Consider the following 13,053-nt stretch of genomic DNA (forward strand, 5'->3'; position numbering starts at 1 on the left):
ATGGTGGAGCCGACGGGGTGGCGATCGTTGTCTTGTCGTTTCCGACGAGGGGGGCCCGGCTCAGCAGGGGCGCTTGCGGAGTTCCATCACGTAGTCGTGCGGAGCGCCGGCCGATTCGGCCGCGTCGGCGATCTCGCCCAGGTAGCGGGCGGAGGGGAGGCCGCCCTCGTAGGCGTTGAGGGCGTAGGACCAGGCGGGCTCGTCGCCTTCCAGGGTGTGCACCCGTACCCGTGTACGCCGGTAGATCTCCAGGCCCACGCCCTCCCATCGGTCCATCGAGTCCTCGTCCATGGGGGCGATGTCGTAGAGGGAGACGAAGACCTGGGAGGTGGGGTCCTCGACGATCGTCGGCAGGGCGCCCTCCCAGCCCATGTGCTCGCCGCCGAACGTCAGCCGCCACCCGTTCAGCCAGCCGGTGGCGCGCAGCGGCGAGTGCGGAGCGCGGCGGGACATCAGCCGCGCGTCGAGGTTGCCGGCGTACGCGGCGTAGAGCGACATGGGGGAAGGGTACGGCAGGTGGACTCGCGTCACTCGCGTAACGGAGCCGCATCGCGGCGGGCCCCCGGGCGGTGTCGCGTTGAGGGGTGCGGGACAATGGAGTACGTGACTCGGATCGTGATCATCGGTGGCGGACCCGGCGGATACGAAGCGGCGCTGGTGGCCGCTCAACTCGGCGCGGAGGTGACCGTCGTCGACTGCGACGGTCTGGGCGGGGCGTCGGTGCTCACCGACTGCGTGCCGTCGAAGACTCTGATCGCGACGGCCGAGGTGATGACCACCTTCGACTCGTCGTACGAGGAGCTGGGGATCATCGTCGCCGACGACACCCCGCATGTGGAGCAGGCCGCCCGGGTGGTGGGTGTGGACCTGGGGAAGGTCAACCGGCGTGTGAAGCGGCTCGCGCTCGCCCAGTCTCACGACATCGCCGCCTCCGTGACGCGTGCCGGGGCGCGCGTCATGCGCGGGCGCGGGCGGCTGGAGGGCATGCAGGCGCTCGACGGGTCGCGGAAGGTCGTGGTGCGCGCCGCTGACGGGAGTGAGGAGACCCTGACGGCGGATGCCGTGCTCATCGCCACCGGTGGGCATCCGCGTGAGCTGCCCGATGCCCTGCCCGATGGTGAGCGGATCCTGAACTGGACCCAGGTGTACGACCTCGACGAGCTCCCCGAGGAGCTGATCGTGGTCGGGTCGGGTGTGACCGGTGCCGAGTTCGCGGGCGCCTACCAGGCGCTGGGTTCCAGGGTGACGCTCGTGTCGTCGCGGGACCGCGTGCTGCCGGGCGAGGACCCGGACGCGGCCGCCGTGCTGGAGGACGTCTTCCGGCGGCGCGGCATGAACGTCATGGGGCGTACCCGGGCGCAGTCCGCCAAGCGGGTCGGGGACCGGGTCGAGGTGACCCTCTCCGACGGACGCGTCATCACCGGGTCGCACTGTCTGATGGCCGTCGGCGCCGTGCCCAACAGCGCGGGCATGGGGCTGGAGGACGCCGGTGTCCGGCTGCGCGAGTCCGGCCACATCTGGACCGACAAGGTGTCCCGTACGACCGCTCCGGGTGTGTATGCCGCCGGTGACGTGACCGGCGTGTTCGCCCTGGCCTCGGTGGCCGCCATGCAGGGCCGCATCGCCATGTACCACTTCCTGGGCGACGCCGTGGCCCCGCTGAACCTCAAGACGGTCTCGTCGAACGTCTTCACCGACCCGGAGATCGCCACCGTCGGCTACAGCCAGGCCGACGTCGACGGCGGGAAGATCGACGCCCGGGTCGTCAAGCTGCCGCTGCTGCGCAACCCGCGCGCCAAGATGCAGGGCATCCGCGACGGCTTCGTCAAGATCTTCTGCCGGCCGGGCACCGGGATCGTGGTCGGTGGTGTCGTCGTGGCGCCGCGTGCCTCGGAACTGATCCACCCGATCTCGATCGCGGTCGACAACAATCTGACCGTCGAGCAGATCGCGAACGCCTTCACCGTCTACCCCTCGCTGTCGGGCTCGATCGCCGAAGTGGCACGGCAGTTGCACACGCGCAAGGAGACCGGCGAGGGCTGAGGCCGAAACCGGCTCCTCCCTGGTCACGGGGAGTATTCGACCATGTGTGTGGCATAGGCGGCGGGACTAGGCTCTATACCACTTCCCGCTGCTCGGTGCGAACATCTTCTGCTATTCAGCGCAAACTGCTGAAAGCAGACGGTCGCTGGCGTTACTGTCAGTTTCGTGTTCGCTGCAGAACGTCGCCAATTGATCCTCGAAATGGTGCGAGCGAACGGGGCCGTGTCGCTCCGTGAGCTCGCCCGCGTCGTCCAGACCTCCGAAGTGACCGTACGGCGGGACGTGCGCGCGCTGGAGGCAGAAGGACTCCTCGACCGCCGGCACGGCGGTGCGGTACTGCCGGGCGGTTTCACGCGGGAGTCCGGCTTTCCGCAGAAATCCCATCTCGCGACCGCCGAGAAGACCGCCATCGCCGACCTCGCCGCGAACCTCGTGGAAGAGGGCGAGGCGATCGTGGTCGGGGCGGGTACGACCACCCAGGAGCTGGCGCGCCGGCTCGCCCGGGTGCCCGGACTGACCGTCGTCACCAACTCGCTGCTGGTGGCACAGGCATTGGCCCATGCCAACCGGGTCGAGGTCGTGATGACCGGCGGTACGCTCCGCGGCTCGAACTACGCCCTGGTCGGCAGTGGTGCCGAGCAGTCCCTGCACGGGCTGCGGGTGTCGCGGGCGTTTCTGTCCGGGAGCGGTCTCACCGCCGAGCGCGGGCTGTCCACGTCCAACATGCTGTCGGCGTCCGTCGACCGGGCGTTGGTGCAGGCGGCCGCGGAGGTGGTGGTGCTTGCCGACCATACGAAGCTCGGGACGGACACGATGTTCCAGACCGTGCCCACGGATCTCATCACGCGCCTTGTGACGGACGAGCCGCCCGCGCATGACGATCGTGCGGGCACGGAGCTTCAGGCGCTTGCCGACCAGGGGGTGCAGATCGCAGTCGCCGGGGGGCAAGGCGGTTCCGCGGGGGCGGGGGCGGGGGCCGGGGGACCGGGGGGTGATGCGGTCCCGGCTCGTCAGCAGCGGCGGGATGTGCCGTTGCCCGGGCCTCGGCGTCAGGTTCCGGGGGCCGGGGGGCAGTTGCGCTCCGCCTCGATCTTGGGTGAGCAGGGGCCTGGGGCGGAGCGGGCGCGGGTGGCGGATCTGCGGCGGCGGTAGGAGCCGCCGGGTGGGTGGGTCCCGTCGCTGGTGGCTGCCAGGTGCTCGGCGTGGGTGCTGGAGGCGGGGGGTTTCGCAGCCCGGCGGGGCGGGGTGCCGCTGCGCCCACCCGTGCCGCCCTTAGCGGCACGCATGCCCGCAGCTGGGGCGGCACGCATGTCCGCAGCTGGGGCGGCACGCATGTCCGCAGCTAGGCGGGACCGGCGCCCGTAGCTGGGGCGGCACGCATGTCCGCAGTTGGGGTGGCCCGCCCCCGCGCAGCCGCACCCGCCGACGTACGTAAGGGGACGTGTCGGGGGGTGTTCGCCCGCAGCGGTTGTCGCGTCAACGGACAGTCAGTCGGCGTGAGACCCCATCGCGACGTTCCGAGGACGGACACCCCCCGGCGCGGCCCCGACCCGGAGCCGCGCCGTAGGCGTGCGTGCGCGTAGCCGCCTCAGTCCTTGATCTCGCAGATCGCCGCGCCGGACGTGACCGACGCGCCGATCTCCGCGCTGAGGCCCTTGATCGTGCCCGACCTGTGGGCGTTCAGGGGCTGTTCCATCTTCATCGCTTCCAGGACGACGACCAGGTCGCCCTCCTTGACCTCCTGGCCCTCCTCGACGGCCACCTTGACGATGGTGCCCTGCATGGGAGAGGCGAGGGTGTCACCGGAGGCGACAGGGCCCGACTTCTTCGCCGCGCGGCGCTTGGGCTTGGCGCCCGCCGCCAGGCCCGTGCGGGCCAGGGACATGCCCAGCGAGGCCGGGAGGGAGACCTCCAGGCGCTTGCCGCCGACCTCGACGACGACCGTCTCGCGGTCCAGTTCGTCCTCCGCCTCGGTGGCATCGGCCGGCGCGGCGAAGGGCTTGATCTCGTTGACGAACTCGGTCTCGATCCAGCGGGTGTGGACCGTGAACGGGTCGGACGAGCCGGTCAGCTCGGGCGCGAACGCCGGGTCCTTCACCACCGCACGGTGGAACGGGATCGCCGTCGCCATGCCCTCGACCTGGAACTCCTCCAGCGCCCGGGCGGCCCGCTGCAGCGCCTCCGCACGCGTGCGGCCGGTGACGATCAGCTTGGCCAGCAGCGAGTCCCACGCCGGGCCGATGACCGACCCGGACTCCACGCCCGCGTCCAGGCGGACACCCGGCCCGGCCGGCGGGTCGAACTTCGTGACCGTGCCGGGGGCGGGGAGGAAGTTGCGCCCCGGGTCCTCGCCGTTGATGCGGAACTCGAAGGAGTGACCGCGCAGCACGGGGTCGTCGTAGCCGAGGACCTCGCCGTCGGCGATGCGGAACATCTCGCGGACGAGGTCGATGCCGGCGACCTCCTCGGTGACCGGGTGCTCCACCTGGAGGCGGGTGTTGACCTCGAGGAAGGAGATCGTGCCGTCGAGGCCGACGAGGAACTCGACCGTGCCGGCGCCGACGTAGCCGGCCTCCTTCAGGATCGCCTTGGAGGCCGAGTACAGCTCCTCCACCTGCGCCTCGGACAGGAAGGGCGCGGGGGCCTCCTCGACCAGCTTCTGGTGCCGGCGCTGGAGGGAGCAGTCACGGGTGGAGACCACCACGACGTTGCCGTGCTGGTCGGCCAGGCACTGGGTCTCCACGTGCCGCGGCTTGTCCAGGTAGCGCTCGACGAAGCACTCGCCACGCCCGAAGGCGGCGACCGCCTCGCGCACCGCCGAGTCGTACAGCTCGGGCACCTCTTCGAGCGTGCGCGCGACCTTCAGGCCTCGGCCGCCGCCGCCGAAGGCCGCCTTGATGGCGATCGGCAGACCGTGCTGCTCGGCGAAGGCGACGACCTCGTCGGCACCGGAGACCGGGTCGGGCGTGCCCGCGACCAGCGGGGCACCCGCGCGCTGCGCGATGTGCCGGGCGGCGACCTTGTCGCCGAGGTCGCGGATCGCCTGCGGGGGCGGGCCGATCCAGATCAGGTCCGTGTCCAGCACGGCCTGCGCGAAGTCAGCGTTCTCGGAGAGAAAGCCGTAGCCGGGGTGGATGGCGTCCGCGCCCGCCTCCCGCGCGGCCTTCAGCACCTTCTCGATGTCGAGATAGCTGGTGCCCGGGGTGTCACCGCCCAGGGCGAACGCCTCATCCGCGGCGCGGACATGCAGAGCGTCCCGATCAGGGTCGGCGTAGACGGCCACGCTCGCGATGCCGGCATCCCGGCAGGCCCGGGCCACACGGACAGCGATTTCGCCACGGTTGGCGATGAGCACCTTGCGCACGATGAGGCTCCCTCCTTGAAACAAGCCGAGTTTAGGGACTGCCGACACGGCACTTCGACCCGTCCCCAGTGGTGAGCTTGCCCACACGGAGCGTGATGCGAGGCTCGCTCGACCCGCGAAATCCCTTGTCGCACCGCGGTACGCAGCACTCCTGCGGGAAACCCTAGCCCTCCCCTGTGGCCAAGGTCTCTGTCATCACGTGCTGCGGGCCACTCCGTTTCTTTGTGGAGTCCCTACGAATGGCCCAATGATTCTTTGCCCGCCACAGAACCCTTGTCCCGGGGTTTACCTGTCAGTAGCGTTCGCGATGTCTCGAACGTACTAGGGGTAAGAGGGTGGGCCCGGTGGTGCGCAGGCCGGTGGCGTGGGTCGTGGCGTTGGTGTTGTTCGGCGAGGCGTTCGGCATCGCCGCGCTGAACTGGTTCCTCGGGGTCGTCGTCGACCGGCAGGACATGTCCCTGGCCGGTCTCGATCCGCACGTGATGTCGGTGTCGTCGAAGATCGGCGGGATCGCCTTCGGCCTCTACTTCGCGCTGTGCGGCCTGGTCGCCCTGCTCGTGGCGCTGCGCAACCGCCCCCCGGCGGGCCTCGGGCGGGTGCTGCTGATCAGCGCGGCGGTGGTGCACGGGCTGCTGGGCGCCTTCACCTGGGGGCTCGTCGGCTGGCCCGCGTTCCTGTTCATGATGCTGGTGCTGGGCCTGATCGTCCTGCTGCTGATGACGTACGACCGCACGGCCGAGCGGGTCACCGCTCCGCCGGCGCCCACAACTCCGTGATGCCCACGCCCAGGTCGGCGAGGAGCCGCCGCACCAGGGGCAGGCTGATGCCGATCACGTTGCCGTGGTCGCCGTCGATGCCGTTGATGAACGGGGCCGAGCGGCCGTCCAGGGTGAAGGCACCGGCGACGAAGAGGGGTTCGCCGGAGGCGACGTAGGAGGCGATCTCCTCGTCGGTCGGGTCGCCGAAGTGGACGACGGTGGACGCGGTGGCGGAGACGTAGCGGCCGGTGAGCGTGTCGTAGACGCAGTGGCCGGTCTGGAGGGTGCCGGCGCGGCCGCGCATCGACTTCCAGCGGGCGGTGGCCTCCTCGGGGTCCGCGGGCTTGCCGAGGGCCTGGCCGTCCAGGTCGAGCACCGAGTCGCAGCCGATCACCAGCGCGCCCTTGACCTCCGGCCGGGCCGCCACGACGGAGGCCTTCGCCTCGGCGAGGGCGAGCGCCAGTTCGGCGGGGGTGGGGGCGGTGACGGCGTCCTCGTCGACGCCGCTCACGATCACCTCGGGGGTGAGTCCGGCCTGGCGGAGCAGTCCGAGCCGGGCGGGGGACTGGGAGGCGAGGACGAGTCGCCTGCGGCGCTGATCGGTCATGCGGTCAGGTTAGTCAATCGGGTGAGGCCCGCTCACCTCACACCGCTCACCGCACACCGCTCACCTCACGCCGCTCACCTCACGCCGATCACGAGCATGGCCACGAACATGGCCAACGCCATGAGAACGCCCAGCCGCCGAAGCATGTCCTGCATGTCGCGCAGTTCTTTCGGCGGTTCGTTCTCGGGGTCGGACCACAGCATGAGTCCAGCGTGCGGCCCGCCGGGGCGGGGCGCCTGAGTAGGGGTACTCAAATCGGCGCCCCGCGTTGTTCCGCCGTGCGCGGTTCCCACCGCCCCTGGGGGCGAGAGCTCTAGCTCGGCCAGTACGTACGGCCCCATGCCGCCGGGCCCGGCTGGGGCAGGCGGTGGGACGCGATGCGGGACGGGTCGGACCAGGAGTCGCGGGGGGCGGGTGCGCCGGGCGGGGTGTCTGCCGCCGCCGCGGCGCGGGCCCTGACCACCGCCAGTGCGGCGGCCAGCTCCTCCGGGGTCGGGTTGCCCCGTACGACCTTGATCGTCATGTGGGCCTCCTGGGCTCGCTGCGGGCTAGAGGGGGATGTTGCCGTGCTTCTTCGGAGGCAGGGATTCCCGCTTCGTGCGCAGTTGACGCAGACCCCGTACGACATGGCAGCGGGTGTCGGACGGCATGATCACCGCGTCGACGTAGCCGCGCTCGGCCGCGACGTAGGGGTTGAGCAGGGCGTCCTCGTACTCCTGGATCAGCCGGGCCCGGACCGCCTCCAGGTCCTCACCGCCCGCCTCCGCCTCCGCGAGGGTGCGGCGGTGCAGGATGTTGACCGCGCCCTGGGCGCCCATGACGGCGATCTGGGCGGTGGGCCAGGCGAGGTTGAGGTCGGCGCCCAGGTGCTTGGAGCCCATGACGTCGTAGGCGCCGCCGAAGGCCTTGCGCGTGATGATCGTGATGAGCGGGACGGTGGCCTCGGCGTAGGCGTAGATCAGCTTGGCGCCGCGGCGGATGATGCCGTCGTGCTCCTGGTCGACGCCGGGCAGGAAGCCGGGGACGTCGACGAAGGTGATGACCGGGACGTTGAAGGCGTCGCAGGTGCGCACGAAGCGGGCCGCCTTCTCGGAGGCGGTGATGTCGAGGCAGCCGGCGAACTGCATCGGCTGGTTGGCGACGATGCCGACGGGGTGGCCCTCGACCCGGCCGAAGCCGGTGACGATGTTCGGCGCGTACAGCGGCTGCGTCTCGAAGAACTCGGCGTCGTCCAGGACGTGCTCGATCACCGCGTGCATGTCGTACGGCTGGTTCGCGCTGTCCGGGACGATGACGTCCAGCTCGCGGTCCTCGTCGGTGATGTCGAGGTCGGCTTCCTCCGCGAAGACCGGCGGCTCGGAGAGGTTGTTGGACGGCAGGTACGACAGCAGCTGCTTGACGTACTCGATGGCGTCCTTCTCGTCCCCGGCCATGTGGTGGGCCACGCCCGAGGTCGCGTTGTGGGTGCGGGCTCCGCCGAGCTCCTCGAAGCCGACGTCCTCGCCGGTGACCGTCTTGATGACGTCGGGCCCGGTGATGAACATGTGCGAGGTCTGGTCGACCATGACCGTGAAGTCGGTGATGGCCGGGGAGTACACGGCACCACCCGCGCACGGGCCCACCACCAGGCTGATCTGCGGAATGACACCCGAGGCGTGGGTGTTGCGGCGGAAGATCTCGCCGTACGCGCCGAGTGAGGCGACGCCCTCCTGGATCCTCGCCCCGCCGGAGTCGTTGATGCCGATGACCGGGCAGCCGGTCTTCAGGGCGAAGTCCATGACCTTGACGATCTTCTGGCCGTAGACCTCGCCGAGCGCCCCGCCGAAGACCGTGAAGTCCTGCGAGAAGACGGCGACGGGGCGGCCGTCGACGGTGCCGTACCCGGTGACGACTCCGTCGCCGTACGGGCGGTTCTTGTCCAGTCCGAAGTTGGTGGACCGGTGCCGGGCGAACTCGTCCAGCTCGACGAAGGAGGCTTCGTCCAGGAGGAGTTCGATCCGCTCACGGGCCGTCAGCTTGCCCTTGGCGTGCTGCTTCTCGACGGCGCGTGCGGAGCCGGCGTGCGTCGCTTCCTCGATACGGCGCTGGAGATCCGCGAGCTTGCCCGCGGTCGTGTGGATGTCGGGCTGCTGCAGCTCTTCCGGCTCGGACATCGGGATGCGGCTCCCTGCCTGCTCAAAAGGGGGGACGGTTACTCATCCGTAGAGTAGTGCGGTGCCCTCGGGTCGGCAGTGCGGCGTTTACCACACCTAGTCTGGCTTGCATGACGCCGCGAGATGCAGCAGAGCCGCAAGAGCCGAACGGCAGCCGTTGGTCGGATCTGGACCGTCCGCCCCTCAATGCCACCGCCCTGCGCCGGGGGCTGGTGCGGGAGGGAGGGCTGTGGTCCGAGGTGGACCTGGTGCAGCGCACCGGCTCCACCAACTCCGACCTCGTGGCCCGGGCGGCGAAGGGTGAGGCCGCCGAGGGGGCGGTGCTCGTCGCCGAGGAGCAGACGGCCGGGCGCGGGCGCCTGGACCGGCAGTGGACGGCTCCGCCGCGGTCGGGCCTGTTCTTCTCCGTGCTGCTCACGCCGAGTGAGGTGCCGGTGGGGCGGTGGGGGTGGCTGCCACTGCTCACGGGTGTGGCGGTGTCGACGGGGCTGTCGCGGGCCGCGGGTGTCGACACCGCCCTGAAGTGGCCGAACGACGTGCTGGTCACCGTGCGGGGCGAGGAACGCAAGGCCGGGGGCATCCTCGCCGAGCGGGCCGGTGACGACGGGGTCGTGATCGGGGTCGGCATCAATGTCTCGCTGAAGGAGAACGAGCTGCCGGTGCCCACGGCGGGGTCGGTGGGGCTGGCCGGGGCGGTGAGTACGGACCGGGATCCGCTGCTGCGGGGAGTGCTGCGGGCGCTGGAGGAGTGGTACGGGAAGTGGCGTGCGGCGGGGGGTGACCCCGGGGTGAGCGGATTGCAGAAGGCGTATGCGGCGTCGTGCGCGACGCTGGGGCGGACTGTGCGGGCGGAGTTGCCGGGGGATCGGCGCGTCGTGGGGGAGGCCGTGGCTGTGGACGGTGACGGGCGGTTGGTACTGGCTACGGAGGAGGGGGTGCAGGAGCCGGTGGGGGCGGGGGACATCGTGCATCTGAGGCCGGCGTGAGCTGAGGGCGGGTGCGTGCGCAGCTCGGCGCGACGAGGTGCCTCCCCCCACTCTCGGCTTCGCTCGAGCGGGGGGACCCCCACCGCCCACCCGTGCCGCCCTGGGGGCACCTCCCAGGCCCTTAAGGCACTGGGGGAGGCACGCATGCCCGCAGCTGGGTGCCTGACGGAGTGAGCTGGCGCACACCTGCCGTAGAGTTGAGGCCGGTCGATACATGACCGTGACAGATCGGAAGGGCAGCACGCGTGACCGTCGAAGACCCGGATTCCGGTACGGACGCGCAGGGCGCCGACCCCGGCGAGGACCCGCTCGCCCTGCGCCTCGAAGGGCTCATTCTGGGGGCCGAGCGCCGGTACACCCCGTTTCAGGCGGCCCGTAGCGCCGGTGTCTCCATGGAGCTGGCCTCCCGCTTCTGGCGGGCGATGGGCTTCGCGGACATCGGGCAGGCCAAGGCCCTCACCGAGGCGGACGTCCTCGCCCTGCGGCGTCTCGCCGGTCTCGTGGAGGCCGGGCTGCTGAGCGAGGCGATGGCCGTACAGGTGGCCCGGTCCACCGGGCAGACCACCGCACGGCTCGCCGAGTGGCAGATCGATTCGTTCCTGGAGGGGCTGACCGAGCCGCCCGAGCCGGGCATGACCCGTACCGAGGTGACGTACCCGATCGTCGAGCTGCTCCTGCCCGAGTTGGAGGAGTTCCTCGTCTATGTCTGGCGGCGGCAGCTCGCCGCCTCGGCCGGGCGGGTCGTGCAGGCCGCCGACGACGAGGAGATGGTCGACCGGCGCCTCGCCGTCGGCTTCGCGGACCTGGTCGGCTTCACCCGGCTCACCCGCCGCATGGAGGAGGAGGAGCTCGGCGAGCTCGTCGAGGCATTCGAGACCACGGCCGCCGACCTGGTGGCCGCGAACGGCGGACGGCTGATCAAGACCCTCGGCGACGAGGTGCTGTACGCCGCCGATGACGCGGGCATCGCCGCCGAGATCGCTCTGCGGCTGATCGAGACCATGGCGCACGACGAGACGATGCCGGAGCTGCGCGTCGGCATGGCGTTCGGCACCGTGACCACCCGAATGGGTGATGTGTTCGGTACGACCGTGAACCTGGCCTCCCGGCTCACCTCGATAGCTCCGAAGGACGCCGTCCTCGTCGACACCGCCTTCGCCGAGGAGCTGATCCGCACGCAGGACGCCCCGTCCTCCGAGGCGGAGGCGGCCGAGGAGGCCGTCGCGGCGGAGAAGGAGGGCGAGGAGCCTCCGGCCTACCGGTTCGCGTTGCAGCCGATGTGGCAGCGGCCCGTGCGTGGGCTGGGTGTCGTGGAGCCGTGGCTGCTCACGCGGCGGGACCTGGGCTGACAGGGCGGTCAGCCCCAGCGGCCCGGCGTGTCCACGCACACGCCGATGACCGGGACGCACAGGCCGGGGTCGTCGTCCGGTTTCCCCGGCTCCTCGGGCTGGGGCGCCGGGGCGGGCGTGGTCCGGCTCGGTGGAGCCGGCGTGGCCGGGGCCGGGCGTGGGGCGTTGTCCTGGGTGGCCGGTGCCGGGGTGTTCGGCGTGTCGGGGATGGTCGTGGGCCGGTGAGCGGTGGTCGTGGTGGTGCCTCGGGTGTCGGTCGGGGCGGGCGGGGCCGGGCGGGCGCCCCTGGTGGCCGGGGACGGCGTCAGGCCGCCCAGGACCGTCGGTGACGAGGGGCTGACCTCGGGAGTGGCGGCCGGGAAGGTCGCGGCGGTGTCGGCGGCCTGGTCCGGGTCCGTGCCGGTGGTGACCGGGTCCGGGCGGGGTCCGGCCTCGACCGTGCCGACGCCGTCGGGGCTCGGGCCTGAGGCCAGGCGTACGAGGCTCAGGGCGCCGGCGGCCAGGGCGAGACCGCCGGCGGCGAGCAGGGCCTTGGGGGAGCGGGGCTTGCGGTGCCTGCCTCGGACGCGGGGGGCGAAGAGGCCGGTTTCCGTCGTCCCGATGTCCTGTCGTGGCCTCGTCGGCGTGTTCGTCCTCATCACGGTTCCTCCCCGCTGCGCACGCGCCCCCTGTGCGCCGTTGGCGGACGCACGCTATGCGCTCCCTTGGGCGGTCGGGCCGGAATTGGGGTGATGTCACTCGAACGGGTGGGCGGGTGATCGCGCGGGAACCGGTCGCGTCCGCCCTTTCGTGCGTGCGGTGCGGCTGCGATGATCGGGGCGGTGAGGTTGTTAACCCGCGTTAACCGGAGGGTGTCATGAACGAGGAACGGTTCGGGGAGTTCGTGCTGGTGCGGCGGCATGAGCGGGGCCATGTCGCGGAGCTCGTCCTGGACCGGCCGGGGGCCATGAACGCCGTGTCGACCGAGATGGCGCGGTCCATCGCCGGGGCGTGCGCGGCGCTGGGGGAGGACCGGGACGTCCGGGTGGTCGTGCTGACCTCGACGCATGAGCGGGCGTTCTGCGTGGGGGCCGATCTGAAGGAGCGGAACTCGTTCAGCGACGCGGATCTGGTGCGGCAGCGGCCCGTGGCTCGTGCGGCCTACACCGGGGTGCTGGAGGTGCCGGTGCCGACGGTGGCGGCGGTGCACGGGTTCGCGCTGGGGGGCGGGTTCGAGCTGGCGCTCGCGTGTGACGTGATCGTGGCGGACCGTACGGCGGTGGTGGGGCTGCCGGAGGTGTCGGTGGGGGTGATTCCCGGGGGTGGGGGCACGCAGCTGCTGCCGCGTCGGGTGGGGGCGGCTCGGGCGGCTGAGCTGATCTTCTCGGCGCGGCGGGTGGAGGCCGTGGAGGCGGGCGAGTTGGGGTTGGTCGATCAGGTGGTGGAGGCGGGGCGGGACCGGGACGTGGCGTTGGAGCTGGCCGCTCGGATCGCGGGGAATTCGCCGGTGGGGTTGCGGGCGGCGAAGCGGGCGTTGCGGGTGGGGCAGGGGTTGGATCTGCGGGCCGGGCTTGAGGTGGAGGATGCGGCTTGGCGGGCGGTGGCGTTCTCCGGGGATCGGGCGGAGGGGGTTGCCGCGTTCAACGAGAAGCGGAAGCCGGAGTGGCCGGGGGAGTGAGCTGGGGTTTGTGGCCGGTACTCGGCGTTGCTGCTGGGGGCGGGTGGGTGCGCAGCTCGGCGCGGCGAGGTGCCTCCCCCCACTCTCGGCTTCGCTCGAGCGGGGGGACCCCCACCGCCCACCCGTGCCGCCCTGG

At 71.4% G+C, this 13,053-nt stretch carries 13 protein-coding genes; 6 read left to right on the forward strand and 7 right to left on the reverse strand.

Annotated features, from left to right (window positions below; genetic code table 11):
- Positions 1-60 precede the first annotated feature (60 nt).
- Positions 61-498, reverse strand: coding sequence for a gamma-glutamylcyclotransferase (locus ACFZBT_RS07090; protein ID WP_189722895.1), 438 nt, complete (start codon positions 496-498; stop codon positions 61-63).
- Positions 499-594: 96 nt separating this feature from the next.
- On the opposite strand from ACFZBT_RS07090, the gene ACFZBT_RS07095 reads away from it, so the two are divergent.
- Together ACFZBT_RS07095 and ACFZBT_RS07100 are read left to right on the forward strand one after the other, a co-directional pair.
- Entirely contained in the window at positions 595-2,043 is a 1,449-nt protein-coding gene (locus ACFZBT_RS07095; RefSeq protein ID WP_391099375.1) for an NAD(P)H-quinone dehydrogenase, read from the forward strand.
- Positions 2,044-2,208: 165 nt separating this feature from the next.
- Positions 2,209-3,195, forward strand: coding sequence for a DeoR family transcriptional regulator (locus ACFZBT_RS07100; protein WP_391099378.1), 987 nt, complete (start codon positions 2,209-2,211; stop codon positions 3,193-3,195).
- A 436-nt stretch (positions 3,196-3,631) separates the two neighbouring features.
- Here ACFZBT_RS07100 and ACFZBT_RS07105 read toward each other — a convergent pair whose 3' ends face one another.
- Positions 3,632-5,407, reverse strand: coding sequence for a biotin carboxylase N-terminal domain-containing protein (locus tag ACFZBT_RS07105; RefSeq protein ID WP_391099380.1), 1,776 nt, complete (start codon positions 5,405-5,407; stop codon positions 3,632-3,634).
- A gap of 344 nt (positions 5,408-5,751) precedes the next feature.
- On the opposite strand from ACFZBT_RS07105, the gene ACFZBT_RS07110 reads away from it, so the two are divergent.
- Positions 5,752-6,183, forward strand: a complete 432-nt coding sequence (locus ACFZBT_RS07110; protein WP_391099383.1) for a hypothetical protein — start codon at positions 5,752-5,754, stop codon at positions 6,181-6,183.
- Here the strand turns inward: ACFZBT_RS07110 and ACFZBT_RS07115 are convergent.
- The 4 genes from ACFZBT_RS07115 to ACFZBT_RS07130 all read right to left on the reverse strand — a co-directional run bounded on the left by ACFZBT_RS07115 (position 6,152) and on the right by ACFZBT_RS07130 (position 8,925).
- Positions 6,152-6,772: a Maf family nucleotide pyrophosphatase gene (locus tag ACFZBT_RS07115; protein ID WP_391099386.1), complete on the reverse strand. Its 621-nt coding sequence runs from the start codon at positions 6,770-6,772 to the stop codon at positions 6,152-6,154. The genes ACFZBT_RS07110 and ACFZBT_RS07115 overlap by 32 nt on opposite strands.
- Positions 6,773-6,846: 74 nt before the next feature.
- A complete protein-coding gene (mmpB, locus tag ACFZBT_RS07120) occupies positions 6,847-6,975 on the reverse strand; it encodes a morphogenic membrane protein MmpB (RefSeq protein ID WP_255961279.1) in 129 nt (42 codons plus the stop codon).
- Positions 6,976-7,085: 110 nt separating this feature from the next.
- Positions 7,086-7,295, reverse strand: a complete 210-nt coding sequence (locus ACFZBT_RS07125; RefSeq protein WP_391099390.1) for an acyl-CoA carboxylase epsilon subunit — start codon at positions 7,293-7,295, stop codon at positions 7,086-7,088.
- A gap of 25 nt (positions 7,296-7,320) precedes the next feature.
- On the reverse strand, positions 7,321-8,925 hold the full coding sequence (locus ACFZBT_RS07130) for a carboxyl transferase domain-containing protein (RefSeq protein WP_391099392.1): 1,605 nt from the start codon (positions 8,923-8,925) through the stop codon (positions 7,321-7,323).
- Between the two features lie 110 nt (positions 8,926-9,035).
- Between ACFZBT_RS07130 and ACFZBT_RS07135 the strand changes: the two genes are divergently transcribed.
- Together ACFZBT_RS07135 and ACFZBT_RS07140 are read left to right on the forward strand one after the other, a co-directional pair.
- Positions 9,036-9,911 (forward strand): biotin--[acetyl-CoA-carboxylase] ligase, encoded by an 876-nt coding sequence (locus tag ACFZBT_RS07135; RefSeq protein ID WP_391099394.1) that lies wholly within the window; start codon positions 9,036-9,038, stop codon positions 9,909-9,911.
- A 245-nt stretch (positions 9,912-10,156) separates the two neighbouring features.
- Entirely contained in the window at positions 10,157-11,260 is a 1,104-nt protein-coding gene (locus ACFZBT_RS07140; RefSeq protein WP_391099396.1) for an adenylate/guanylate cyclase domain-containing protein, read from the forward strand.
- Between the two features lie 8 nt (positions 11,261-11,268).
- On the opposite strand, the gene ACFZBT_RS07145 is transcribed toward ACFZBT_RS07140, so the two are convergent.
- Complete coding sequence (locus tag ACFZBT_RS07145) at positions 11,269-11,898, reverse strand: hypothetical protein (protein WP_391099398.1); 630 nt, start codon at positions 11,896-11,898, stop codon at positions 11,269-11,271.
- A 218-nt stretch (positions 11,899-12,116) separates the two neighbouring features.
- Here ACFZBT_RS07145 and ACFZBT_RS07150 point away from each other — a divergent pair, with 218 nt between their 5' ends.
- Positions 12,117-12,917: an enoyl-CoA hydratase-related protein gene (locus tag ACFZBT_RS07150; RefSeq protein WP_391099401.1), complete on the forward strand. Its 801-nt coding sequence runs from the start codon at positions 12,117-12,119 to the stop codon at positions 12,915-12,917.
- Positions 12,918-13,053: the final 136 nt, after the last annotated feature.

The sequence above is a fragment of the Streptomyces sp. NPDC008137 genome (assembly GCF_042957035.1).
Lineage (GTDB): Bacteria > Actinomycetota > Actinomycetes > Streptomycetales > Streptomycetaceae > Streptomyces.

What these genes read in the sequence shown, in the direction of transcription:
- ACFZBT_RS07145 (WP_391099398.1), bottom strand. Translation starts at nt 11,898, where the DNA reads ATGAGGACGAACACGCCGACGAGGCCACGACAGGACATCGGGACGACG.
- ACFZBT_RS07090 (WP_189722895.1), bottom strand. Translation starts at nt 498, where the DNA reads ATGTCGCTCTACGCCGCGTACGCCGGCAACCTCGACGCGCGGCTGATG.
- ACFZBT_RS07135 (WP_391099394.1), top strand. Translation starts at nt 9,036, where the DNA reads ATGACGCCGCGAGATGCAGCAGAGCCGCAAGAGCCGAACGGCAGCCGT.
- mmpB (WP_255961279.1), bottom strand. Translation starts at nt 6,975, where the DNA reads ATGCTGTGGTCCGACCCCGAGAACGAACCGCCGAAAGAACTGCGCGAC.
- ACFZBT_RS07125 (WP_391099390.1), bottom strand. Translation starts at nt 7,295, where the DNA reads ATGACGATCAAGGTCGTACGGGGCAACCCGACCCCGGAGGAGCTGGCC.
- ACFZBT_RS07130 (WP_391099392.1), bottom strand. Translation starts at nt 8,925, where the DNA reads ATGTCCGAGCCGGAAGAGCTGCAGCAGCCCGACATCCACACGACCGCG.
- ACFZBT_RS07150 (WP_391099401.1), top strand. Translation starts at nt 12,117, where the DNA reads ATGAACGAGGAACGGTTCGGGGAGTTCGTGCTGGTGCGGCGGCATGAG.
- ACFZBT_RS07095 (WP_391099375.1), top strand. Translation starts at nt 595, where the DNA reads ATGGAGTACGTGACTCGGATCGTGATCATCGGTGGCGGACCCGGCGGA.
- ACFZBT_RS07115 (WP_391099386.1), bottom strand. Translation starts at nt 6,772, where the DNA reads ATGACCGATCAGCGCCGCAGGCGACTCGTCCTCGCCTCCCAGTCCCCC.